General features: G+C 63.3%; 19 protein-coding genes. 10 read left to right on the top strand and 9 right to left on the bottom strand.

What is annotated here, in order from left to right:
- Positions 1 to 16: 16 nt before the first annotated feature.
- Both E1748_RS29360 and E1748_RS29355 read right to left on the bottom strand, forming a co-directional pair.
- Positions 17 to 3,217 carry an efflux RND transporter permease subunit gene (locus E1748_RS29360; protein WP_133650816.1) on the bottom strand — a complete coding sequence of 1,067 codons (3,201 nt, stop codon included), beginning with the start codon at positions 3,215 to 3,217 and terminating at the stop codon, positions 17 to 19.
- A 15-nt stretch (positions 3,218 to 3,232) separates the two neighbouring features.
- Complete coding sequence (locus E1748_RS29355) at positions 3,233 to 4,417, bottom strand: efflux RND transporter periplasmic adaptor subunit (RefSeq protein WP_133650815.1); 1,185 nt, start codon at positions 4,415 to 4,417, stop codon at positions 3,233 to 3,235.
- Positions 4,418 to 5,236: 819 nt separating this feature from the next.
- Between E1748_RS29355 and E1748_RS29350 the strand changes: the two genes are divergently transcribed.
- Positions 5,237 to 6,901 (top strand): ABC-F family ATP-binding cassette domain-containing protein, encoded by a 1,665-nt coding sequence (locus tag E1748_RS29350; protein WP_133650814.1) that lies wholly within the window; start codon positions 5,237 to 5,239, stop codon positions 6,899 to 6,901.
- A 201-nt stretch (positions 6,902 to 7,102) separates the two neighbouring features.
- Here E1748_RS29350 and E1748_RS29345 read toward each other — a convergent pair whose 3' ends face one another.
- Positions 7,103 to 8,044, bottom strand: coding sequence for a hypothetical protein (locus E1748_RS29345; protein ID WP_133650813.1), 942 nt, complete (start codon positions 8,042 to 8,044; stop codon positions 7,103 to 7,105).
- Positions 8,045 to 8,144: 100 nt separating this feature from the next.
- Positions 8,145 to 10,229 (bottom strand): hypothetical protein, encoded by a 2,085-nt coding sequence (locus E1748_RS29340; protein WP_133650812.1) that lies wholly within the window; start codon positions 10,227 to 10,229, stop codon positions 8,145 to 8,147.
- 302 nt (positions 10,230 to 10,531) lie between these two features.
- Here E1748_RS29340 and E1748_RS29335 point away from each other — a divergent pair, with 302 nt between their 5' ends.
- The gene (locus E1748_RS29335; RefSeq protein WP_133650811.1) at positions 10,532 to 10,750 is read left to right on the top strand and encodes a hypothetical protein; all 219 of its coding nucleotides are present in this window, start codon (positions 10,532 to 10,534) and stop codon (positions 10,748 to 10,750) included.
- A 642-nt stretch (positions 10,751 to 11,392) separates the two neighbouring features.
- Here E1748_RS29335 and E1748_RS29330 read toward each other — a convergent pair.
- The gene (locus E1748_RS29330) at positions 11,393 to 12,562 is read right to left on the bottom strand and encodes an ABC transporter substrate-binding protein (protein ID WP_133650810.1); all 1,170 of its coding nucleotides are present in this window, start codon (positions 12,560 to 12,562) and stop codon (positions 11,393 to 11,395) included.
- Positions 12,563 to 12,749: 187 nt separating this feature from the next.
- The gene (locus E1748_RS29325; protein ID WP_133650809.1) at positions 12,750 to 13,691 is read right to left on the bottom strand and encodes a CysB family HTH-type transcriptional regulator; all 942 of its coding nucleotides are present in this window, start codon (positions 13,689 to 13,691) and stop codon (positions 12,750 to 12,752) included.
- Positions 13,692 to 13,906: 215 nt separating this feature from the next.
- Here E1748_RS29325 and E1748_RS29320 point away from each other — a divergent pair, with 215 nt between their 5' ends.
- The 6 genes from E1748_RS29320 (at position 13,907) to cobA (ending at position 20,141) form a co-directional block, all read left to right on the top strand.
- Positions 13,907 to 15,586 (top strand): nitrite/sulfite reductase, encoded by a 1,680-nt coding sequence (locus E1748_RS29320; RefSeq protein WP_133650808.1) that lies wholly within the window; start codon positions 13,907 to 13,909, stop codon positions 15,584 to 15,586.
- A gap of 21 nt (positions 15,587 to 15,607) precedes the next feature.
- On the top strand, positions 15,608 to 16,156 hold the full coding sequence (locus E1748_RS29315) for a DUF934 domain-containing protein (protein WP_133650807.1): 549 nt from the start codon (positions 15,608 to 15,610) through the stop codon (positions 16,154 to 16,156).
- Positions 16,153 to 16,911, top strand: coding sequence for a phosphoadenylyl-sulfate reductase (locus E1748_RS29310; RefSeq protein ID WP_133650806.1), 759 nt, complete (start codon positions 16,153 to 16,155; stop codon positions 16,909 to 16,911). Before E1748_RS29315 ends, E1748_RS29310 begins: the two co-directional genes overlap by 4 nt.
- A gap of 81 nt (positions 16,912 to 16,992) precedes the next feature.
- The gene (gene cysD, locus E1748_RS29305; protein WP_133650805.1) at positions 16,993 to 17,973 is read left to right on the top strand and encodes a sulfate adenylyltransferase subunit CysD; all 981 of its coding nucleotides are present in this window, start codon (positions 16,993 to 16,995) and stop codon (positions 17,971 to 17,973) included.
- 24 nt (positions 17,974 to 17,997) lie between these two features.
- Positions 17,998 to 19,326, top strand: a complete 1,329-nt coding sequence (locus tag E1748_RS29300; protein WP_205965324.1) for a sulfate adenylyltransferase subunit 1 — start codon at positions 17,998 to 18,000, stop codon at positions 19,324 to 19,326.
- 56 nt (positions 19,327 to 19,382) lie between these two features.
- Positions 19,383 to 20,141, top strand: a complete 759-nt coding sequence (cobA, locus tag E1748_RS29295; RefSeq protein WP_133650803.1) for a uroporphyrinogen-III C-methyltransferase — start codon at positions 19,383 to 19,385, stop codon at positions 20,139 to 20,141.
- Positions 20,142 to 20,220: 79 nt separating this feature from the next.
- On the opposite strand, the gene E1748_RS29290 is transcribed toward cobA, so the two are convergent.
- The 3 genes from E1748_RS29290 to lptF are packed head-to-tail and all read right to left on the bottom strand — an operon-like array spanning position 20,221 to position 22,876.
- Entirely contained in the window at positions 20,221 to 20,610 is a 390-nt protein-coding gene (locus E1748_RS29290; protein ID WP_133650802.1) for a sirohydrochlorin chelatase, read from the bottom strand.
- A 13-nt stretch (positions 20,611 to 20,623) separates the two neighbouring features.
- Positions 20,624 to 21,772: an LPS export ABC transporter permease LptG gene (lptG, locus tag E1748_RS29285; RefSeq protein ID WP_133650801.1), complete on the bottom strand. Its 1,149-nt coding sequence runs from the start codon at positions 21,770 to 21,772 to the stop codon at positions 20,624 to 20,626.
- Between the two features lie 3 nt (positions 21,773 to 21,775).
- On the bottom strand, positions 21,776 to 22,876 hold the full coding sequence (gene lptF / locus E1748_RS29280; protein ID WP_133651006.1) for an LPS export ABC transporter permease LptF: 1,101 nt from the start codon (positions 22,874 to 22,876) through the stop codon (positions 21,776 to 21,778).
- 125 nt (positions 22,877 to 23,001) lie between these two features.
- Here lptF and E1748_RS29275 point away from each other — a divergent pair, with 125 nt between their 5' ends.
- A complete protein-coding gene (locus E1748_RS29275) occupies positions 23,002 to 24,510 on the top strand; it encodes a leucyl aminopeptidase (RefSeq protein ID WP_133650800.1) in 1,509 nt (502 codons plus the stop codon).
- Positions 24,511 to 24,562: 52 nt separating this feature from the next.
- On the top strand, positions 24,563 to 24,979 hold the full coding sequence (locus E1748_RS29270; RefSeq protein WP_133650799.1) for a DNA polymerase III subunit chi: 417 nt from the start codon (positions 24,563 to 24,565) through the stop codon (positions 24,977 to 24,979).
- Positions 24,980 to 25,042 lie beyond the last annotated feature (63 nt).

The raw sequence follows: 25,042 nt of genomic DNA, 5'->3' as shown, positions 1-25,042 counted from the left end.
TCGCGGAGCGGGCCGCTCATCCCCGCCGCCCCCACTTCCTCCGCACCCACCCCGCCCAATCATCCAGCACCGCATACACCACCGGCACGACCACCAGCGTCAGCAACGAAGAAGTAATCACCCCACCGATAACAGTCTGCCCCAGCGGCCCGCGCTGCTCTCCACCTTCACCGATCCCCGACGCAAGCGGCAGCATCCCGAAGATCATCGCAAGTGTCGTCATCAGGATCGGGCGTAGCCGCACGCGCGCGGCTTCGAGCAGCGCTTCGTCGCGCGGCATCATGCGACCCTTGCCCGACGCATCGAGCAACGTGCCGCGCCGCGCCTGGTTCGCGAAATCGACCAGCAGGATCGCGTTCTTCGTGACGAGCCCCATCAGCATCACGAAGCCGATGATCGAGAACATGTTCAGCGTGCTGCCGAACAGCAGCAGCGCGAGCAGCACGCCGATCAGCGTCAGCGGCAACGACGCCATGATCGCGAGCGGCTGCGCGAAGCTCGCGAACTGCGACGCGAGGATCATGTAGATAAAGATGATCGCGAGCGCGAGCGCCTGCACCGCGTAGATGAACGACTCGTTCATGCTCTTCGTCGAGCCCTCAAAGCGGTAACGGTAGCCAGCCGGCAGATGCATCGCGTCGAGCGTCTTCGCGACGTCGGCGGCGACGTCGCCTGGCGCTCGGCCGTTGACGTTCGCCGACAGCTCCACCTCGCGCTGCAGATCGCGCCGGTTGATCACGTTCGGGCCGGTCGTCTTCTCGATGTCCGCGATCTGCCGCAGCGGCACGAGCACCGGCGCGCCGTTCGCATCGGTACGGTTGGTCGCGATCATCAGTCGCGCGAGGTCGTCGACGTCCTGGCGCTGCGACGGCGGCAGCCGTACGCTCACGTCGTAGTCCTGGTCATCGGGTGCGCGCCATGTGCTGATCGCGTCGCCGGACAGCAGCGGGCGCAGCGCGGTGCCGACGTCCGCGACGCCGACGCCGAGGTCCGACGCGAGTTCGCGCTTCATGTTGATCGCGACGATCGGCTTGTCCGCTTTCAGGCTTGCATCGAGATCGACGAGGCCGGGGATCTTCGCGAGCCGCGCTTGCGCTGCATCGGACAGACGACGCAGTTCGTCGAGGTTGTCGCCCTGCAGGCTCAGCTGGATCGCCTTCGAGCCGCCCGCGCCGTCGGGCATGCCGATCTGCGTGACCTGGATGCCCGCAACCGACACGAGCCGCGTGCGAAACAACTCGTTCAACTGCTGCACGCCGCGCGTGCGGTCGCGGCGGTCCTTCAGCCGCACGGTGATCATCGCGGTGTTCTTGCCCTGCGTGTCGCCGGAGTTGACGGTCGCGTACGTGTAGCGGACCTCGGGGTAGGTCGACAGAATTTTCTGCACCTGCGCGACGCGCGTGGACGTTGCGTCTAGCGATGTTCCCACGGGCGTCGAGATGCCGACCTGCGTTTCGGAGAAGTCCGCGTTCGGCACGAACTCGGTACCGACGAACGGCACGAGGAACAGGCTGCCGAAAAACGTCGCGGCCGCGACGACGAGCGTCGTCTTGCGATGCCGCAGCGCCCAGCCGAGCAACCGGCGATAGAACTCCGCGAGCCGGTCCACCTGCGTATCGAAGAAGCCGAGAAACCGTGCGATCGCGCGGCCGTAGCGATAACCCTTGCGACCAGTTTCCGCGTCGTGCAGATCGGGGTCCGGCCAGATCGACGACAGCATCGGATCGAGCGTGAACGACACGAACATCGAGATCAGCACGGCCGCTGCAACCGTCACGCCGAACTGATGAAAAAACCGCCCGATGATCCCGCCCATGAAACCGACCGGCAGGAACACAGCGACGATCGAGAACGTGGTCGCGAGCACGGCGAGCGCGATTTCCTTCGTGCCGTCGAGCGCGGCGGTGCGGTGATCGGCGCCGAGCTGCACATGTCGCACGATGTTCTCGCGCACGACGATCGCATCGTCGATCAGCAGGCCGACGCACAGCGACAGCGCCATCAGCGTGATCACGTTGATCGTGAAGCCGGCCATGTACATGAACGCGAACGTGCCGATCAACGCGATCGGCAGTGTGAGGCCGGTGATCACCGTGCTGCGCCATGAGCCGAGAAACAGGAACACGATCAGCACGGTCAGCAGCGCGCCCTCGAACAGCGTGCGCTTCACTTCGTTGACGCTGTTCGCGATGTCGAGCGATGAATCGTCGGTGATGTCGAGCTTCACGCCCGGCGGCAGCAGCGGGGCGAGCCGCGCGACCTCGTCGCGGATGCCCTGCGCGACCTCGACGGTGTTCTCGCCCTGCGCCTTGATGATCGACAGGAACAGCGCGCGGCGGCCGTCGAGCAGCGCCATGCTGTCGGGCTCCTCCTGACCGTCGACGACGTCGGCGACCTGGTCGAGCGTGACCGGCTGCGTCGCGGACGTCGCGGTCGGAATCGCCGACTGCGCACCGCGTCGCGCGACGATGATGCGCTTGAACTCGTCGGGCGTCGCGAAGCGGCCCTTCACCTGCACGCTCTGCTCGATCGCATGCGACGTGAGTGGCCCGGCCGGAATCTCCTGATTCTCGTTCTGCACCGCGCGGATCACCTGATCGACGCCGACCTGCAGCGCCTGCAGACGTTCGGGCCGCACGTCGATGCGCACCTGCCGCTTCACGCCGCCGACCAGCGACACCGAGCCGACGCCGCGTACCGTTTCGAGCCGCTTGCGCACGACCTGATCGGCGACGGTGGTCAGATCGCGCGTCGACAATGGCGTGCCGCCTGCTGCGGGCACGCTCGAAATCGCGACCGTGACGATCGGCAGATCGGACGGGTCGTAGCGCAGCACGCGCGGATCCTTCACGCCGTCGCGCAGGTCCGGGCGGATCAGCGCGATCTTGTCGCGCACGTCCTGCGCCGCCTGCGCGGCATCGACCGACAGATCGAACTCGACGATCACCACCGACTGCGCATCGTACGAGCGCGACGTGATCTGCTCGATGCCGCTGATCGTGTTGACCGCTTCCTCGATCTTGCGCGTGACGTCGGACTCGACCGATTCCGGCGACGCACCGGGATAGGCCGTCTGCACGACGACGACCGGAAATGTGATGTCCGGAAACTGGTCGACCTTGAGCCGTTGATACGAGAACAGCCCGATGACGAGAAACGCCGCCATCATCATCGTGGCGAGCACCGGGTTGCGGATGCTGATGCGCGTGAACCACATGGCTGCGGACTCCGGTCAGCGCGCGGCGTCGGCCGGCTGCGCGGATGGCGCGGACTGCACCATGCGGACTGTGCTGCCGATGCGCAGCGAGCCCAGGTTGTTTTTCACGATCTGCTGGTTTTCGGTGAGCGGGCCGCTGGTGATTTCGGTCCAGGTGTCGGTGTCGTTGTTGTTGTTTTTGCTTTGGCCGGTTGCGCCGGTTTGTACCGTCTGTTCGACGAGTTTGCCGTTCGCGATTGCGTAGACGCTGTGACGCTGGCCGTCGGTGCGCACGGCGGTGGACGGCACGGCGAGCACGTTGTCGCGGCCGCCGACCGCGATCGTGCCGGTACCGAACATGCCTACGCGCAGCGTCAGCGTCGGGTTCGCGAGGCGCACGTAGACCATGATCGAGCGCGAGCCGGCCTGCGCGGCCGGGTTGATCCGCGTGATCGCGCCGTCGACCGGGTCGGTCACGCCGTCGAACACGATATGCACCGGCTGGCCAATATGCACGCGGCCGATCTCGCCGACCGGCACCGGCGCTTCGAGTTCGAGTGTGCGCAGATCGACGACGTCGAAGAGCTTTGTATCGACCGCGACTTTTTCGCCGGGCTCGACGGAGCGCGCGGCGATCTGGCCGTCGATCGGGGAGCGGATCGACGTGTCGTCTACCGATAGATTCGATGACGCGAGTGCGGCGCGTGCCGCGTCGAGGTTTGCGCGGGCGATTTCGTACTGGCTTTGCGCTGTGTCGAAGGCGTTCTTCGAGATGAAGCCTTTTTGGACCAGGACTTTGTTGTTGTCTAGTGTCTGTTTTGCGATGTCTAGTTGTCCGGCCATTGCGGCTACCTGGCCGCGGGCCTGGCCGGCGCGGGCCGCGTAGTCGCGGGCGTCGATTCTTGCTAGTTCCTGGTTTGTTTTTACTGGGTCGCCTTCGCGGACTTCTACTCTTATGGCTGTGCCGGTTACTTTTGATTTCACCTCGGCCTGGGATACGGCTTTTAACGAACCTGTGAGCGGTAGTGTTTCCGATAGCGTGCGGCGGGTGACTATCGTTAGGTCGTCTGGGGTGAATTCGATGATGGATGTTGCTTGTGTTGTGGTTTGGGTTGGGTGGGTTGAGGTTCTTGTGCGGATTGCGTGGGTGATTGCGATGATTAGCACTAGCGCTGTTAACGCTGCGATCAGGAGGAGGGTGCGTTTTTTGGTGGCTTGCATGCGGTTGGGCAGGCCCTCTGGCCTCGTATCGTCGCTTCAGGTTTTAAGTTAACCGGGGCCGGTGCGGGCTGCAAGCCGGATGTCAGGATGGTACACGGGGTTTGGGAGGGGGATTTTTGTCGTCTGGTTTTTTGGTTTTTGCAGGTGGCTGCGGCCTGGTGCTTCGCGGTACTGCCTAGTGCTTTTCTTTCTGGCTTTTCCGCGCGGTGGTGCTTATTTGCGCCTCGCGGCGCAGGCGTTGCCCCTGTGCGGGGCGGCACCTACTTTTCTTTGCAGCGGCAAAGAAAAGTAGGCAAAAGAAAGCCGCTGAGACGAAGCTTCTCTTTTCCTTGGGCTCGTTTTCGTGGCACTCGCCTAAGTGGGCGCCACGTTCACCCTGCGTAGTGGTCCGAGACGAGATCGGCCCTCGCGCCGTTTGCCTTCGTGACAAGGCGGTCATTCGTTTCGGCGGGCTTCGCCGCCGTGAGGCATAACTGCTTCGGGGGCGCCCGTCTCTCCGCATTTTCGCCGGGTTTTTTTCTATGCTCTGCGTCCTGGCTACGTACTTGTTGATCTCGTGATCAACGGCAGGCTTTGAGTAGTATTCGGTAGCCCGGGAAGCAAATCACGCCGGGCGGCGATAATAGCCACTTCCTGGAACTGTCCCGGCGACTCAATTGGGTCGGCTGCAGAAGCTCGACGCTGACGCGACTACCGGTACAGGTCGTTGGCATCGAACTTCCCGGTCTGGCCGGTGCCCTCATTCACCATATGTCCGCCTGCCTCGCGGCCGAAACGTCCAGTGGGCTATCATGCCGATCCTCTTCGAAGTAGCTCCTTATGATTTCCGTCCGTAATGTCACGCTGCGCCGCGGCGTCAATGTCGTACTCGACCAGGCGTCCGTCACCTTCGCCCCCGGCGAAAAGATCGGCCTCGTCGGCCGCAATGGCGCCGGCAAGTCGTCGTTCTTCGGCCTTCTCAACGGCGCGTTGCACGAAGACAGCGGCGAATTCTCGATTCCCGCTGCATGGCGGATGGGCCAGGTCGCGCAGGACATGCCGGAAACCGAGCAGGGCGCGACCGACTTCGTCGTCGAAGGCGACACGGTGCTGCTCGCCGCTCAGGTCGAAGTCGCCGCCGCCGAGGCCAGCGACGACGGCATGCGCATGGCACACGCCTACATGGCCCTGCACGACGCCGGCGCACACGACGCACCCGCACGTGCTCAAGCGCTGATCCTGGGCCTCGGCTTCAGTGCTGCGCAGCTTGACCAGCCGGTCAACAGTTTCTCCGGCGGTTGGCGCATGCGGCTGCAACTGGCGCGCGCACTCATGTGTCCGTCCGACCTGCTGCTGCTCGACGAACCGACCAATCACCTGGACCTCGACGCACTGGTCTGGCTGGAAGCGTGGCTCAAGCGCTATCAGGGAACGATGGTCGTGATCAGCCACGATCGCGAGTTCCTCGACGCGGTGACGCAGGTGACGGTGCACGTCGATAACGCCAAACTCGTGCGTTATGGCGGCAACTACAGCAAGTTCGAAGAGATGCGCGCCGAGCAACTCCTGTTGCAGCAGGCCGCGATGGCGAAGCAGGCGGACAAGATCGCTCACCTGCAGAAATTCATCGACCGTTTCAAGGCCAAAGCCTCGAAGGCGAAGCAGGCGCAGAGCCGGGTCAAGGCGCTCGAACGCATGGAGAAGATCGCCCCGGTGCTCGCCGACGCGGAGTTCACCTTCGAGTTCAAAGAGCCGCTCAACGTCCCGAACCCACTGCTGTCGATGCTGGACGCGAGCTTCGGTTACCCGGCACCCGACGACGCACCGCCAGACACGCCGCCCACGGTCATCGTGCGAGGCATCAACCGGTCCGTGCTGGCCGGGCAGCGCATCGGCATCCTCGGTGCGAACGGGCAGGGCAAGTCGACGCTGGTGAAGACAGTGGCGCATGCGCTCGCGCCGATTACCGGCGAAATCAGCGAAGGCAAAGGCCTGAACATCGGCTACTTCGCCCAGCAGGAACTCGACGTGCTGCGTCCGCTCGATACGCCGATGGAACACATGATCCGCCTCGCAAAGGACACGCCGGCGCACATGCGTGCCCCGGGGCAGAGTGGCACCGAACAATCGCTTCGCACGTTCCTCGGCACGTTCAACTTCAGCGGCGACACGGTTCATCAGGCGGTCGGCACGATGAGCGGCGGCGAAAAGGCGCGGCTCGTGTTGTGCATGATCGTGTGGCAGCGTCCGAATCTGCTGCTGCTCGACGAGCCGACCAATCACCTCGACCTCGCCACACGCGAAGCGCTAGGCATGGCACTCAACGAATTCGAAGGCACCGTGATGCTGGTCAGTCACGACCGGTCCCTGCTGCGCGCCGTATGCGACGAGTTCTGGCTGGTTACCAAGGGCGGCGTCGAACCCTTCGACGGCGATCTGGACGATTATCAGCAGTTCCTGCGCGATGAAGCGCGGCGGATGCGGGAGGAGGCTGCGGCCGCGTAGAAAGTCGTCGTCTGAGTTACGTCCTCGCAGAAGTGCCGGATTTTTGATGTGCGTGGTCGCGATAACCGCGACACGCTACGACCGTGCGCGGTGCCTCATCGCACCGCGCACGGTCTTTCAACGGAACGTACTTCTCTACATGAGCGCGCACCGATAGCAGGGTTCACCCCCCGTCATCTACCGCGACACCCGCACCTCGCGTTACGTCGTCGTCGGAATAACCTTCTGCGTCGCATACTTGAACGAAACCAGCGTGATCTGATTCGCCCATTCCTCCAGTGCCGCGCTATAGCCGGTCTCCCATTTCTCCAGACCGACCGTGGTCGTGCTCGCGACGGTGTTCCACTCCGCGGCCAGATCCTCCAGCGCGGTCTTGACCGGCGACGCATCGTTGAGCACTGCGTTCAGCTGGTTGCAGATGATGGTGATCTGCGCGAGGTTGATGGTCGCCTCGTCGAGCGCGAGCCAGTCTGTTTCCAGCTGCGTGAGCGTGCTGTTGATCTCCCGGTTCAGTTTGATTTCGCCGATGCTGTCCTCGAAGATCTTCTTCACGCCTTTTTTCAGCGGCTTCATCATGTCGCCTTCGGTGCCGGCCGCGATGCCGAGGTCGATGACCGTGGCGATCAGATCCTTGCCGAGACCGAGCGCGCCCTTGGTCAGTTTTCCTTCCTGCTCGTCGAGTTGCGCCTGCAGCGTGGCCACCTGTTTGGCGATCTGTTCGACCTGCTGAAGATCGGCGCCCTGGATGCTTTTGGCGATCGACTGCAGTTGCGTGAGCAGCGGCTGGCCGCTTCGAATGGTCTGACCAAGCTGGGCGCAGATGCCGACCGCAATCGGCGTCGTACCCTCGCTCGATCCATAGAAGACGTTGCGCACCGTCGGCTCCTGCGCAGCCTTGAGCTGGAACAACTGCTGGACCTGGTTGCTTGCCGACACGACATTGACGGACAGCAGTGCTTCCCAGAAACCCGTCCAGAGCGCGTACTGCCACTTGCCGAAGTCCGTGACAAGAACGCCGTACTGGGAATTCCCGGTGATGACCGGCGGCAGCTTGATCCCGTCGGCGCAGTACAGATAACTTTCGATCGTCATCAGATCGTTCACGATGGTGGTGACGGGTAAGGATGCAATCGGGCTGGTCATGTTCGACCCCTTGCGAGAATGTAGTGAGATGGGTTGAGGCACGACCGGGGTCCGCATCGATGCGAAACCGGGTCGTGCGCAATAGCGAGAACGCGGACGGTTACGTGGAAAGTCCGGGGAACGCGGGCAACTGCTGCCAGACGTTGTTGCCGGAATCGGTCAGAGTCCACAGCACGCCGTTGTTGTCGGTTGCGTACACGGTGCCGCCGTCGCTGACCGTCACGCCCGTCACGTTGCTCATCACCTGGGTGCAGGTCGGGCTGCCGCCGGTCGGCGAAAACGGGACGTACCAGAGGTTGAGGTCGTTGTCGGTCGCGTACTGGTCGCCGTTCGCTACCTGAGCCAGCGAATTCACGGCCATCATCGTCGCGTTGGGCGTGTTGTTGTTGCCGGCATCGAGCACCCACGCATTGGACGACGTATCGATCAGGCCGATCATGTTGCCGTTGGCGGTGATGCTGCCGTACGTCGCATCGGTGATCTGGTTCCACTGGCTGCCGTTGTAGCTCCACAGCGAGAGCGTGTTGTTCGCGATCGCGTACACCGTGCCGTTGACCGCGGCGATGTCCATCGGCGCATCGGGTTGCTTCGTCGTGGGATTGATCGGCAACGCGGGGAGCTGCGTCCAGTTCGTGCCGGAGCCGCTGTACGCGTAGACCTGGCGGTCGGCGGTGAGCTGGTTGATCGCCCACAGCGAGGTGCCGTCCGTCGCGACCTGCGCGACGGGGAAGGTCGACACTGTTGTCCACGCGTTCTGGCCGGCGTTGAACAGTTTGGCGTAGCAGCTTTGCCCGTACGAGTTGGGGTCGAGCGACGCGGCTGCGTTGGGCGCACCGTCGACGCCCGCGACCACCGAGCCGGCGGAGACCACCGACAGCGTGTAATCGGGCAGCGTCGACCACGCCGTGCCACCCGATGTCCAGCCGAACACCGTACCGGAATTGCTCACCACCCATGCGTTGCTGCCGGCCGCCGTGAGGTTGGTCGGATTGGCCAGGCTGTACCAGCTCGGCCAGATGTACGCGGTGATGCCGGACATGAACGCGGATGCCGAGACCACCGCGTTCCATTCGTTCAGCGACGCGGCAATCTCGTCGTCGTTCAGGTCGGCGAGCGACGCGGTGATGTCGGTGGCCATCGCCGAGCACAGCTGGATCAGCGCGATCAGCTCCTGCTGGCTCGCCGAATTCATGCTGGCCGCAGCCTGCGCACTGGCGGAGAACGCGGTGACCAGGTTCGACGCTGCGGTGTCGGCCGTCAACTGAGTGGAGTAACTTTTGATCTCGCCGGTCAGCATGCCGATCTGCCCCGCCAGGGTCTTGATTTCCTCGGCGGCGAAATAGGCACCCGCGACACCTGCTCCGATCGCCAGCCATCCCAGCGGATTCCAGATGTTCAGGATCCCCGATATGCCGATAAAGCCGGACACCCCCTCGGATGCGCCGAGCGCGATGATCTCCTTGTTGTCTTTGGAGATCTGCTCATTGCACTGCGCGATGTCGTTATTCAATGCGGCGAGTTCATTGGCATAGGCCGCCTGAAGCTGCTCCAGCACGCCGGTGTTGGCGGCGGTCGTCAGCGTGACCGCAGCCGCATTGAGGTCGCCGCTGAGCTGCGTGATGCTCGTCTGAAGGCCCTGCACCGGCTTCAGTTCCGCCGAGATCAGATTCGTCACCGTCGAGAATGCGTCCTTCCATGTCTTGGTGTTCGGCGGCAGGTTTTGCAGCACGATGAACTCGGTTTGAACCGCTGAGTTGAGACCGCCGATCATTCCCGCAACTGTCGTGATCGTCGAGAAGATACTGGCTCCGCCGGTACTGCTCGAGGTGGCGACCCATAGGGCCGCCTTGCCCTGCAGCGCGGCGAGGTCGTCGACGAAGCTGTTCCAGGCGGTTTGCAGCGACAGTACCGAGATCGTCGTTCCCGGCGGCGGCTCGGAAAATTCGAGAGGGGGCGGTGCCAGCCCCGTCAACGAGTTGACGTAGGTGGTGGTCGCGATGACCTGGATCGTCGCGATCGACGCCTGCACGACGAGGTCGAGCGCATGCGCGCCGAGACGCGTGCGCGGGACGATCGTCACCAGCGGATGTCCAGCCTGCGCAAGATTGACGCGCCGGTTGGGCGCAATGAGAACGGTACGGCCAAGGTGCGGCGGCGCCTTGGCCCGGGTGACGGGCAAATCCATGACTGTTCCTCCACGAATGGGACAAAGTTGTTTGAATAAACGCTTGTCTGGCCAGACGGGAGTCTTAGATTGGTTCCGGGATCCGTTCGGGATTGAACGGATCGTGCTCGAACGGCGTTACCGGATGTCGCTGCGGAACCCTTGGGCGGGCTGTTTGAGGTGAGCCTTTCTGTGAAGCATTCAGCATACGAAAGGCATGCTAACGGTAGGTTTCCGTCGGCGCTGTTTCAACCTGCCTGGTTAGGGAGGGTTACGGAGGGATTTTGGAGTGCAGGTGCGGGAGGGGGCGGACGCCTGGGTGGTTGGCGCGTGCCGATGTGGTTTTTGTTGGTTTGGATGTTCTTGTTTTGGTCTTCGATTGTTTGCTCTGGCTGGCGGTTGCGCTTTTGCGCCTCGTGGCGCGGGCGTTGTCGTCTGTTTTTTGCTCTTCGCTGGTGGCTGCGATCTCGCGCCTCGCGGCGCAGGCGTTGCCCCTGTGCGGGGCGGCACCTACTTTTCTTTGCCGCGGCAAAGAAAAGTAGGCAAAAGAAAGCCGCCGATACGAAGCTTCTCCTTTCCATGTGTGACCCCAGTGGCACTCGCCTAAGTGGGCGCCACGTTCACACTGACTTGTGGTCCGAGACGAGATCGTCCCTTGGATAGCGACGCGGAGTGACAAGGGGCTCGCACATCCCGCAGCGCACTTGTGTGCGCGCGGACCGGTCTGCTTGGGAAACCATCGGGAAGATTGGGGCGCATGCAAAACGCGATCGCGTTGCGCGTGGATGAGTGACCGCGCGGGGAAGAAATGGCGGCACCAGGCAATCACATTGAGCGAAGGGGGTTACGCCCTTCGGCGGCGAAGCTCGCCGGAACGGATGACTGCCTTGTCACTTCGTTTTGCGGCGCGAGGGCTGATCTCGTCTCGGACCACTATGCAGGGTGAGCGTGGCGCCCACTTAGGCGAGTGCCACCGAGGTCACACACGGAAAGGAGAAGTTTCGTCTCAGCGGCTTTCTTTTGCCTACTTTTCTTTGCCGCGGCAAAGAAAAGTAGGTGCCGCCCCGCACAGGGGCAACGCTTGCGCCGCGAGGCGCCAATAAGCACCTGCCTGCACAGGCAAAAACACAAAACTCAAAACTCAAAACAAGCGCCCGCGCAGCGCCAACCAAAACCAACCCCTTTTACTGACTCAAATAAACAAACTTCCCACCTTTAACAGTCCCCATCACACTAGCCCGCTGATCAAGCCCAACGTGATCCTTAGCGCTCGTGCTCACGACACCGTTAGGCACGACAAGCTCATGCGCATGCTCCAGTTCATCACGCAACGCAACGCGAAATGCCACGGTCCCAGGCTGCGCCGTCTTCAACGCACGCGCCACCGCATCCTGCAACCGCGGATAAACCCCCGCCGCATCACCAGCAAACTGCGTCACCGTGCCTTGACCGTAGCGAGCTTCATAAGCATCGACAAACGCAAGCGCAGCCTTCTTTGCCGGATGATCGGCAGGCAGGGTCCGTGCAACTACAACCGGCTGAGTAGGAAACAACGTGCCCTCTACATCCTTGCCGCCCAGCTTGATGAACTCCGGCGTCGCGATGCCATGCGTCTGGTAGATCGGCCCCTTGAAGCCGCGCTCGACCAGCGTGCGTTGCGGCAGCACAGTCGGCGTGCCCGCGCCGGCGATCAGCACCGCATCTGGCTTGGCGGCCATCAGTTTCAGCACCTGGCCAGTCACGCTCGCATCGGTACGATTGAAACGCTCGGTCGCGACCACCTGGATGTGTCGCAGTGCCGCGAACTTCGTGAACTCGTTCAGCCAGCTGTCGCCGTAGCTGTCCGCGAAGCCGATAAAGCCGACCGTCTTCACGTTGTGATTCGCCATGTAGCGCGTCATCACGTCGGCCATCGCGCTGTCGGTCTGCGCCATCTTGTACGCCCACACGCGCTTGCCTTCCTGCGGTTCGACGACGCTCGCCGAGCCGATCAGCGTGATCATCGGTGTCTGGCTCTCGGCGATGGGGTCGAGCGCGGCGAGCGCGGCCGGCGTGATGTTCGGTCCGACGATCACATCGACATGGTCTTCGTTGATCAGCTTGCGGATGTTCTTCACCGCGTTGCCGGGGTCCGAGCCGTCGTCGAGGATCAGGTACTGCGCGTTCTGCCCGGCGATCGTCTTCGGCCACATCAGCATCGCATTCTTGCTCGTGATGCCGATCGCGGCGGCGGGGCCGGTGCTCGACAGGTCGATGCCGACTTTCAGGTCGGCGTGCGCGGCAGTGGCGATCAGCAGCGCGCCGGCGGCGGCCAGGCTGCGCAGGGTTTTCTTATGGTTCTTGTGGTCCATCATCCAGGGTCTCCGTGGCGGTCGATGCGGTCAACAACAGGATCAGTAACAGGATCAATAACGGTCAGTGCGCGAGTGCGATGCAGGTGGAGAGCGTAGCGCGCGCAGTGCGTGCCGTGCTGCGGCACGAAGCACTAAGACGTACGTACCACGACGCGGTACCGCACGGCGCCGCATCGCATTGCGCGAATCAAAGCTCGTAAGTCTCGTGCTCGCCCTTCAACGCCTGCTCGATCAGCTTGCGGTTCAGCCCCGGCGACAGCAGCTCCACGAGCGTATACACATAGCTGCGCAGATACGCGCCGTGCTTCAGCGCGACGCGCGTCACATTGCTGCCGAACAGATGGCCGACCGGCAGCGCACGCAGATGCCGGTCGCGTTCCGCGTTGAACGCGATATCGGCCATGATGCCGACACCGAGCCCCAGCTCGACGTAGGTCTTGATCACGTCGGCGTCGATTGCCTCGAGCACGATGTCCGGATGCAGTCCGCGCAGCCGGAACGCGTCGTTGATCTTCGTGCGGCCGGCGAACGCGTTGTCGTAGGTAATGAGCGGGTACTGCGTGAGGTCGTCGAGCGACAGCAGCTTGCGCTCGAGCAGCGGATGGTCCGGCTGCATCACGGCCACGTGATGCCACTGGAAACACGGCAGCGACACGAGTTCCTTATAGTTCGAGATCGCTTCGGTGGCGATCGCGAGGTCGGCCTGGTCGTGGATCACCATCTCGGCGACCTGGGTCGGGCTGCCTTGCAGGATCGAAAGGTGCACCTTCGGGAAGCGTTTCTTGAATTCGGCGATCGCGGCGGGCAGCGAGTAGCGCGCCTGGGTATGGGTCGCGGCGATCACCAGATTGCCCTGATCCTGCGCCGCGTAGTCCTTGCCGACCCGCTTGAGGCTCTCCACTTCCAGCAGGATCCGCTCGACCGACGCCAGGATGATCCGGCCCGGCTCGGTCAGCGAACGCACGCGCTTGCCGTGGCGGGTGAAGATGTCGACGCCCAGTTCGTCCTCCAGCTCGATGATTGCCTTGGAGACGCCGGGCTGGCTCGTATACAGTGCCTTCGCCGCTTCGGTGAGGTTGAAGTTCTGCCGGACTGCCTCGCGGACGAAGCGGAACTGGTGCAGGTTCATATATAACCTCTGCGCATATAAAAAGAATTTTTTAGTCGTTTGAAATATAAGGGGAGTTTATTACGATTTCCCCAACTTTTCCAATATGGTTATCTGTTTTTGTCATTAGCAAATGAGCGATCAGGCTGAACGATCGCCCGCGCGCGAGGCCAGAACCGGATAGCCAGACGCGGCGTAACCGGAACGCCGTGTGTTACGAGAAATGGGGTCCCCGAATGTATCAATACGATCAGTACGACCAGACCATCGTCGACGAACGCGTCGCGCAGTACCGCGACCAGGTTCGCCGTCGTCTGTCGGGCGAATTGAGCGAAGACGAGTTCCGTCCGCTGCGTCTGCAGAACGGCCTGTATCTGCAACGTCACGCGTACATGCACCGCATCGCGATTCCGTACGGCAATCTGCGCAGCGACCAGCTCCGCATGCTCGGCCGCATCGCGCGCGAGCACGACCGCGGCTACGGCCATTTCTCGACGCGCTCGAACATCCAGTACAACTGGATCAAGCTCGAAGAAACCCCCGACCTGCTCGCGAAGCTCGCGTCCGTGCAGATGCACGGCATCCAGACGTCAGGCAACTGCATCCGCAACATCACCGCCGATCAATTCGCGGGCGTCGCGCCCGACGAGGTCATCGACCCGCGTCCGTGGGCCGAAATCCTGCGTCAATGGTCGACGTTCCACCCGGAATTCGCGTGGCTGCCGCGCAAGTTCAAGATCGCCGTGTCCGGTTCGAAAGAGGACCGTGCCGCCGTGCAGATCCACGATCTGGGCGTCTATCTGAAGAAGAACGCGGACGGCGAAGTCGTCGCGAGTATTCTGGCCGGTGGCGGTCTGGGCCGCACGCCGATCGTCGGCGCGATCATCCGCGAAGACCTGCCCTGGCAACATCTGCTGACGTATTGCGAGGCCGTGCTGCGCGTGTACAACCGCTACGGCCGCCGCGACAACATGTACAAGGCCCGTATCAAGATTCTCGTGAAGGCGCTGAGCCCGGAGAAGTTCTCGCAGCAGGTCGAGGAAGAGTGGCAGCACCTGAAGGACGGCCCGTCGACGCTGACGCAGACGGAAGTCGACCGCGTGTCGCAGTACTTCCAGCCGCCGCAGTACGACAAGCTGCCTGATACCGATACGTCGTTCGAAAAGCATCTGCTCGAGAACCGCGCGTTCGCGCGCTGGATCGAGCGCAACGTGCGGCCGCACAAGGTCGCAGGCTACGCATCGGTGACGCTGTCGCTGAAGCCGGCCGGCATCGCCCCCGGCGACGCCACCGACACGCAGATGGAAGCGGTTGCCGACTGGGCCGACCAGTATTCGTTCGGCGAGATCCGCGTGTCGCACGAGCAGAACCTGATTCTCGCGAACGTGAAGAAGCGCGATCTGTTCGAGCTGTGGGAAAAGGCGAAGACGCAAGGCTTCGCCACGCCGAACATCGGCCTGTTGACCGACATCATCGCGTGCCCGGGCGGCGATTTCTGCTCGCTCGCGAATGCGAAGTCGATTCCGATCGCGCTCGCGATTCAGGAGCGTTTCAACGATCTCGACTTCGTGTACGACCTCGGCGACGTGTCGCTGAACATCTCGGGCTGCATCAACGCGTGCGGTCACCATCACGTCGGCAACATCGGCGTGCTCGGCGTCGACAAGGACGGCTCCGAGTGGTACCAGGTGTCGCTCGGCGGCGAGCAGAGCACGGGCGCGACGGGCGCGCATCTCGGCCGCGTGATCGGCCCGTCGTTCTCGGCGGAAGAAATGCCGGACGTGGTGTCGAAAGTGATCGACACGTTCGTCGAACATCGCATCGACGGCGAACGCTTCATCGATACGTATAACCGCATCGGCATCGCGCCGTTCAAGGATCGGGTGTACGCGTCGCGTCAACCGGCTCACGCGTAATCCGGATAAAGGAACAGGTAGATGGCTTCGATTATCAAAAACCGCACGGTCGTCGACGATGACTGGACTGTTGTGCGCGCGGCCGAAGACGGCACGCTGCCCGCAGTCGATGCCGGGTTGGACACTTTACCGGCAGGCAAGATCGTGGTGCCGTTCGCGCTGTGGCAAACGTCGCGCGACGCGCTCGCCGCGACGCGCAGCGCCGCCGAACTCGGCGTGTGGCTCGCGCCCGACAGCGAACCGGCGGACATCGCCGGCGACTTCGATCGCGTGGCATTGATCGCAATCGATTTCCCGAAGTTCGGCGACGGCCGCGGCTACAGCATCGGCCGGCTGCTGCGTCAACGCTATGGCTACAAGGGCGAACTGCGCGCGATCGGCGACGTGCTGCGCGACCAGGTTCGCCTGATGTACCGCTGCGGCTTCGATGCATTCGCCGTGCGCGCGGACAAGGACATCCACGACGCAGTAAAAGCGTTCGACGATTTCACGGTCCAGTATCAGGGCGCAGTGGACGAACCGTTGCCGCTGTTCCGTCGTCGCGAAGCAGCGGCGAAGGCGGCCGCATGAGCACCGATACCATCGTTAAGCCTTCGGGCGAACTCACGGCAGAACTCGTCGCGAAAGTCGAACGCCTCGACGCGTTGCTCGACTCGATCGCCGCGCGCCACGCGAGCGTGAAGTTCGCGAGCAGCCTCGCCGCCGAAGACATGCTGCTCACGCACGCGATCCTGTCGCGTCACGTGAAGATCGGCATCTTCTCGCTGAACACCGGCCGTCTGCACGCGGAAACGCTCGGCATGCTCGATCGCGTGAAGGAACGCTACGGCTACGACATCGAGCAGCTTCATCCGCAGCAGGACGCAATCGACGAATACGTCGCGCAGCACGGTCTGAACGCGTTCTACGAAAGCATCGATCTGCGCAAGCGTTGCTGCGAGATCCGCAAGGTCGAGCCGCTGAATCGCGCGCTTGCCGGCGTCAGCGCATGGGTGACGGGTCAGCGCCGCGAGCAGTCGGTGACGCGCGCGGAACTGCACGAAGAAGAGCAGGACGGCGCACGCGGCATCGCGAAGTTCAATCCGCTCGCGGACTGGACCGAGGCGGACGTGTGGGCGTATCTGAAAGCATTCGACGTGCCCGTCAATCCGTTGCATGCTCGCGGCTATCCGAGTATCGGTTGCGAACCGTGTACCCGCGCGATCCGTCCCGGCGAGGACAGCCGCGCCGGACGCTGGTGGTGGGAGTCGCGCGACACGAAGGAATGCGGGCTGCACATCACGACGATTCCGATCGCGGTCGACAACTCGCACGCCTCCGCATGATGCGCAGGCGCTGGCCGATAATCCGATGATTGACGCGTCGCGTGCAGAACGCCGCGACGCGAACCGAAGAAGGACCTGAACATGAGCACGACGCTCGATTCCGCTATGACTGCTCCGACCGCCCCGATCGTTCCGACCGCCGGCCCGGCGAACCGGATGGACCATCTCGACTGGCTCGAAGCCGAGTCGATTCACATCCTGCGCGAACTGGTCGCCGAATGCAGCAAGCCCGCGCTGTTGTTCTCGGGCGGCAAGGACTCGGTGGTCGTGCTGCATCTCGCGTTGAAGGCGTTCGGCCTCGGGGCGAACCGCACGACGTCGCTGCCGTTCCCGCTCGTCCATATCGACACGGGTCACAACTACGGCGAAGTGATCGACTTTCGCGATCGCCGCGCGAAGGAAATCGGCGCAGAACTGGTGGTCGGTCACGTCGAGGATTCGATCAAGCGCGGCACGGTGCGTCTGCGTCGCGAAACCGATTCGCGTAACGCTGTGCAGGCCATCACGCTGCTGGAAACGATCGCCGAATACGGCTACACCGCGATGATCGGCGGCGCGCGTCGCGACGAAGAAAAGGCTCGCGCGAAAGAGCGCATTTTCTCGTTCCGCGACGAGTTTGGTCAGTGGGATCCGAAGGCGCAACGTCCGGAACTGTGGAGCGTCTATAACGCGCGACTGCATCAGGGCGAACATCTGCGCGTGTTCCCGATCTCGAACTGGACCGAACTCGACGTGTGGCAATACATCGCACGCGAGAAGCTCGAACTGCCGTCGATCTACTACGCGCACGAGCGCGAGATCGTGCGCCGCAACGGGCTGCTGGTGCCGGTGACGCCGCTCACGCCGATCCGCGAAGGCGAGACCAGCGAAGTCGCGCAGGTGCGCTTCCGCACGGTGGGCGACATCAGCTGCACGTGCCCGGTGGAAAGCGATGCCGACGATCTCGACAAGATCATCGCCGAAACCGCCGTAACCGAAATCACGGAACGCGGCGCGACGCGGATGGACGACCAGTTGTCGGAAGCCGCGATGGAACAGCGCAAGAAGCAAGGTTATTTCTAAAGCACACGTGACGAAGTCAGGAACATCATGAGCACTCATCAACCAGAAGACCTCGGCGTGCTGCGTTTCATTACCGCAGGCAGCGTCGACGACGGCAAGAGCACGTTGATCGGCCGCCTGCTGTACGACAGCAAGGCTGTGCTGTCCGACCAGCTGTCGGCACTGTCGCGCGCGAAGAACAAGCGCACCGTCGGCGACGAAATCGATCTGTCGCTGCTGACCGACGGCCTCGAAGCCGAACGCGAGCAGGGCATCACGATCGACGTCGCGTACCGCTACTTCGCGACCGCGAAGCGCAAGTTCATCATCGCCGACACGCCGGGCCACGAGCAGTACACGCGCAACATGGTGACAGGCGCATCGACCGCCGATGCGGCGATCATTCTCGTCGACGCGACGCGCGTCACGTTCGACAACGGGGTTGCGCAACTGCTGCCGCAAACCAAGCGGCACAGCGCGATCGTCAAGCTGCTCGGTCTGCAGCACGCGATCGTCGCGATCAACAAGATGGATCTGGTCGACTACAGCGAAGCGCGCTTCAACGAGATCCGCGACGCGTACGTCGAACTCGCACGCCAGCTCGGTCTCGCGAATGTGCGCTTCGTGCCGGTGTCGGCGCTGAAGGGCGACAACATCGTGACCGCGAGCGAACGCATGCCGTGGTATGCGGGCGAGCCGTTGCTCGATCTGCTGGAACTGCTGCCGGTCGAACGTGCGGGCGGTGCGACGCTGCGCTTCCCGGTGCAATGGGTTGCGCGTCAGGACGGCAGCCAGGCCGACGATTTCCGCGGCTACATGGGCCGTGTCGAAGCGGGCGAAGTGAAGACCGGCGATACGATCGTCGTGCTGCCGGCGAACCGTGAAGCGACGGTCGCTGAGATCATCGCGCCGGTGCCGGGCGGCACCGCGCAGGTCGAGCGCGCGTTCGCAGGGCAGACGGTGACGATCCGCCTCGCGGAAGACGTCGACGTGTCGCGCGGCGATACGTTCGTGCTGCAAAATGCGGGCAGCGAAGCGGCGCCGCAGCCGGCGAAGAAGCTCGAAGCCGACCTGTGCTGGTTCGACGAAACGCCGCTGTCCACGCAGCGCAAGTATCTGCTGAAGCAGACCACGAACACGGTGTTCGCGCGGATCGGCGCGATCGGTCAGGTGCTCGACGTGCATACGCTGTCGCACGCGGTGGACCGCAACGATCTGTCGATGAACGATATCGGCCGCGTGTCGGTGACGCTGCAGAAGCCGCTCGTGTGCGATACGTACGATGCGAACCAGGCGACCGGTGCATTCGTGTTGATCGACGAGGCGACGCATCACACTGTCGCGGCCGGCATGATTCGTGCGTTCTCCGCGTAATGCGGCGGGGCGTCATCGAGCGCCCCGAATGAACGGACGAATGGAACTGGAAAATCATGGGTAAGGTGTATCTGATCGGTGCAGGACCAGGCGCAGCGGACCTCATCACGGTGCGCGGCGCACGCTTGCTGGGCACCGCCGATGTGGTGCTGCACGACGCGCTGGTCGAGCCCGCGATGCTCGACTACGCGCCGCATGCGCGCAAGATCGCGGTCGGCAAGCGTTGCGGCCAGCGTTCTACAGCCCAGCACTTCATCAACAAGCAGATCGTCGATGCGGCGCTCGAGCATGGTGTCGTCGTGCGGTTGAAGGGCGGCGATCCGATGCTGTTCGGCCGTGCCGACGAGGAAATGCGCGCGCTCGAAGCGGCAGGTATCGACTACGAAGTGGTGCCGGGTATCACGGCGGCGCTGGCGAGTGCGGCTTCGTTGAAGCGCTCGCTGACGCTGCGCGGCGTCGCGCGTAGTGTGGCGCTTGCCACGCACAGCCGCGCGCCCGACAGCGAAGCGATCCGCGAGCAGGTCAATGCCGACTCGCTGGTGTTCTACATGGGCCGCGACAGCGCGCCGGAGATCGCGCGTGAGTTGATCGATGCGGGCCGTCCGGCGACGACGCCGGTCGCGATCGTCGAAGCGTGCAGCACGCCGCGCGAGCGCACGTTGACGCTGACGCTCGAAGGGCTCGCGGATGGCGACGCGCAGACGTGGCTCGATCCCGCGCAGCCGAGCCTGCTGATGATCGGTGATGCGTTCGCGGAACGGGTTTCGGCGACGACGGATGCAGAAGGAAAGGGCGACATGCTGAACGCCGCGTGACGCTCGACGGATTCGCTATTCACCAGAAAAAAACGCACCGGCATGCCGGTGCGTTTTTCTTTGTGCGGCCGCTTTGCTTTCAGGGAGCGTCGGGCCCGGCAATCTGCCGCAGACAGTAATCGGCAACCGCATCGAGCACGCCATCGTCTTCGCCCACCGCAGTAACGCAATCGATCGTCACACCCGGATGCGCAGCCCTGCATGCATCGACGAGCGCCGGCAGATCGCGCCGCACGTGGCCACCTTGACCGAAGAACACCGGCACGACAGTGATAGCGGTGCAGCCAGCCGCGACCTGCTGCGCAACGGCCGCAGGCAGATCCGGTGACATCAGTTCGAGAAATGCGAGCGCGACCGGTCCGGCCGTTCCGTGCGCGTCGCGCAGCTTCGCGGCGAGGCGCTCGAACGGTTCCGCCCAGCGCGCGTCGCGTGCGCCATGACCGAAGAGAACGAGACCGTGTGTGTCCATAGTCACGTGCACGCTAATGCCGGTCGACCCACTTCAACCCGACGAGCCCAAGCACCAGATAGACCAGCCCCGGCGTCGCCGCGGTGATCGGTGCGGGCCACGTGTTCAGCGTGCCGATGTGCGAGAACAGCGTATTGAACAGCTGGAAACTCATGCCGAGCATGATCCCGCCGAACACCTTCACGCCGACGACGCCCGCGCGCGTATGCAGGTACGCGAACGGCAGCGACAGCACCAGCATCACGAACACGGCGAACGGATACAGCAGCTTGCGCCACAGTGCGATCTCGTAGCGCTGCGAGTCCTGATGGTTCTCGGTCAAATGCTGGATGTAGCGGAACAGGTTGAACATCGACATCCGTTCGGGCGACACCAGCAGCACCGACAGGATCTGCGGCGTCAGTTCGGAGCGCAGCGAGTATTCGGGTAGTGTGGTTTGCGTCGCGCGATACACCGGGTTCAGCGCGTCGCTGGGTTGCGTTTTGGACGGCGCGACGTCGATCAGTTGCGTGTCGGTGACGCCGGTCAGCAGCCAGTGACCGGGCGGCTGATACTTGCCGCTCTTCGCGATGCGCACGTTCGACAGACGGAATTTCGAATCGAATTCGTAGATGCGCACGTCGCTGATCGTCGCATCGGGCTGCAGCTTGCCGACGTTCACGAAGCGGGTGACCTGCTCGCCGTCCGCGCGCGCGGTCAGCGTGTCTTTCACCCAGACGCCCGATTCGAAGTTGCTCGACACCGACGACCCGAGCGCTTCGAGCCGCACGCGTTCGGACAGTTGATCCGTGTACGGGCCGACCACTTCGCCGATCAGGTATGTGAGGATCACGATCGGGATGCCGATTTTCAGCAGCGAGCGCAGCGCCTGGTTGGTCGCGAGACCGGACACGCGGAAGATCGTGTATTCCGAGTTCGCGGCCATCTGCGCGAACACGTAGATCGCGCTGATCAGCGCGGCGACGGGGATGATTTCGTAGAAGCGGGAAGGTGTTTGCAGCGCGACGCGCAGCACCGCGTAGCCGAACTTGTAGTTGCCGTGGCCGACCGAATTGAGTTCGTTGATCAGGTCGAAAAAGAAGAACAGACCCGAAAACGCGAACAGGATAAAGACGAACGTGAGGTAGATCTGGCGTGCGAAGTACCGCTCATAGATGCGCATCGGTCACGCCCCCTGCGACGAGCGACGGAACATCGCCCGCGAAAACAGCGGCCGGTTGCGCACGCGCAGCCAGAAGATAAACACGACGATCGCAGCCACGACGATATGCAGCCCGACGAGCCCCACGATGAACGACATCTTGCCCTGCTCGATCCACGACTGCACGACGTTCAGCAGGTTCGAGTAAGTGAGGTAGATCAGCACGGCCATCACGAGGTTGATCGTGCGGCTGCGGCGCGGGTTCTGGTGCGCGAGCGGGATCGCGAGCAGCATCAGGTTGAGCGCGATCAGCGGCAGACCCGCGCGCCACGCGAATTCGGCGAGATTGTCGCGGGTAGGGTTGCGTAGCAGATCGAGCGTCGCCGTGCCGGTCGTGGACGGCGTGCTGACCACCGGTTGGCTCTGGATCTTCACGCCATAGCGCTCGAATTCCATGATGCGGAAATCCGGATGACCCGGCTCGCCGTCGTAGCGTCGGCCGTTCTCGAGCACGACGAAGCGGTCGCCGTTCTTCTGCGTTTCCGTGTGGCCGGTTTTCGACACGACGACATTGACCTTGCCGCCTTCGGTGCTGGTGACGAACACGTTCTCGACGCGCGCCTGGTCCGGCGACATTTTTTCGATGAAGAACACGCGATGGCTCGTCGCGGATTCGCGGAACTGGCCCGGTGCGAGCAGCGAGACTTCGTCGCGCTGCTGGAAGCGCGCGCGGATCAGCTTGTTCTGCTGGTTCGACCACGGCCAGCCGACGAACACGAAGAACATGATGAGGATCACGATCGGTGTCGCGAAGATGCCGATCGGCTTGATGAAGCGCGTGAGGCTCACGCCCGACGCGAGCCACACGACCATCTCGGAGTCGCGGTACCAGCGCGTGAGCACGAACAGGATCGACACGAACAGCGTGGCGACGAGCATGATCGCGAGGTAGCCGATCACGGTGAGGCCGATCAGGACCAGAACGTCGCGCGGATCGATCTCGCCGGACGCCGCGAAGCCGACGATGCGGATCATCATCGTCGTCAGCACTAGCGTGAGCAGAACCATGAACACGGCACCAGCCGTGTACGCGAGTTCGCGCTGGAGGGAGCGTTCGAAGATCATTGTTGATGACAAGAGGGCGTGCGTCGGATCGCGACCATCGCGCCATCCATGCAACCGCCGCGAGAAAAATAGCGGATAATTGCGGCTTTCATCCTAAGCCCAGATTTTATCCGAGGACAAGCGCGATGGACTTTAGCATAAAAGCCTGTGATTGGAGCAAAGGCTCGTCGACCGGGTTCCCGACCGGCAAATCCGATTGCATCGTGATCGGTGTGTTCGAATCGCAGACGCTGTCGGGCGCCGCGCTGGAAATCGATGCGGCCACGAAGGGGCTGCTCACGCGTATCGTCAAGGCCGGCGACATGGACGGCAAGAGCGGCACGACGCTGTTCCTGCACGAAGTATCAGGTATCGGCGCATCGCGCGTGCTGCTCGTCGGTCTCGGCAAGCAGGACAAGTTTACGCAGAAAGCGTACGGCGATGCGGCCCGCGCCGCATGGCGCGCGATCCTCGGCACGAAGGTTGCGCAGGTCGCGTTCACGCTCGCGCAACTGCCGGTGCTCGAACGCTCGGCCGACTGGGCCGTGCGCGCCGCGATCCTCGCGCTGCGCGAACAGACGTACCGCTTCACGCAGATGAAGAGCAAGCCGGACAACAGCCCGCGCGCGTTGAAGCGCGTCGTGTTCAGCGTCGACACCGCCGACGAAAAGGCCGCGAAGGTCGCCGCGAAGCAGGGCGCCGCGCTCGCGAACGGCATGGACCTGACGCGCGATCTCGGCAACCTGCCGGGCAACGTGTGCACGCCTACCTATCTCGCGAATACCGCGAAGAAGCTCGCGAAAGACTGGAAGCTGAAAGTCGACGTGCTCGGCCAGAAGCAGCTCGAAGCGTTGAAGATGGGCTCGTTCCTGTCGGTCACGCGCGGCTCGGTCGAACTGCCGCAGTTCATCGTGCTGCAGTACCAGGGCGCGGCTGCGAAGGCGGCGCCGGTCGTTCTCGTCGGCAAGGGCATCACGTTCGACACCGGCGGCATCTCGCTGAAGCCGGGTGAAGGCATGGACGAGATGAAGTACGACATGTGCGGCGCGGGCTCGGTGCTCGGCACGCTGCGCGCGGTCGCCGAGATGGGCTTGAAGATCAACGTCGTCGGCATCATCCCGACCTGCGAGAACATGCCGTCAGGCCAGGCAACGAAGCCGGGCGACATCGTCACCAGCATGTCGGGTCTGACGATCGAAGTGCTGAACACCGACGCCGAAGGTCGCCTGATCCTGTGCGACGCGCTCACGTACGCGGAGCGCTTCAAGCCGGCTGCGGTGATCGACATCGCGACGTTGACGGGCGCGGTCATCATCGCGCTGGGCCATCACAACAGCGGCCTGTTCTCGAAGGACGATGCACTGGCGGGCGAACTGCTCGACGCGTCGAAGGAAGCGTCCGATCCGGTGTGGCGTCTGCCGCTCGACGACGAGTATCACGAGCAGCTGAAGTCGAATTTCGCGGATCTCGCGAACATCGGCGGCCGGCCGGCGGGCAGCGTGACCGCTGCGTGCTTCCTGTCGCGCTTCACCGAAGCGTATCCGTGGGCTCATCTCGACATCGCGGGCACCGCATGGAAGAGCGGCGCGGCGAAGGGTGCAACGGGGCGTCCGGTGCCGCTGCTCGCGCAGTTCCTGATCGACCGCTCGGCGTGATCACGTCAGGCCGCAACGACTGCGGGGCAGGCGCCTCGCGGCAACGAGCACGATGACGCGGATCGATTTCCACACGAACGTCGGCGACGCGCTGCTGTACGCGTGCCGTCTCGCGCGCAAGGCGTATCAGGCCGGCCAGCCCACGGTGGTGCTGGCCGAACCGCCGCGGCTGCGCGCATTCGACGAGATGCTGTGGACGTTCTCCCCGCTCGACTTCGTGCCGCACTGCATGGCGGGCGCCGCGATCGTCGAGCAGACGCCGATCGTGCTGACGTCGAATCTCGACGATGCACCGCATCATCAGGTGCTGCTCAATCTGGGCGCCGACGTGCCGGCGCAGTTCGCGCGCTTCGAGCGTCTGCTGGAGATCGTCGGCAATGCGCCCGACGAACTCGCGGCCGGCCGCGAACGCTATCGCTTCTACCGCGATCGCGGCTATGCTTTGAACAACCACAAGCAGGGCGGCTGAGTTTTCCGGTTGCACGGCGCGATGTAGCTGTTGCGGCCCGTGCATGCCAACGGTTCGATCCTT

The sequence above is a fragment of the Paraburkholderia flava genome, from assembly GCF_004359985.1.
Taxonomy (GTDB): Bacteria; Pseudomonadota; Gammaproteobacteria; order Burkholderiales; family Burkholderiaceae; genus Paraburkholderia; species Paraburkholderia flava.
This window is presented reverse-complemented; position numbering and strand designations above follow the sequence as displayed.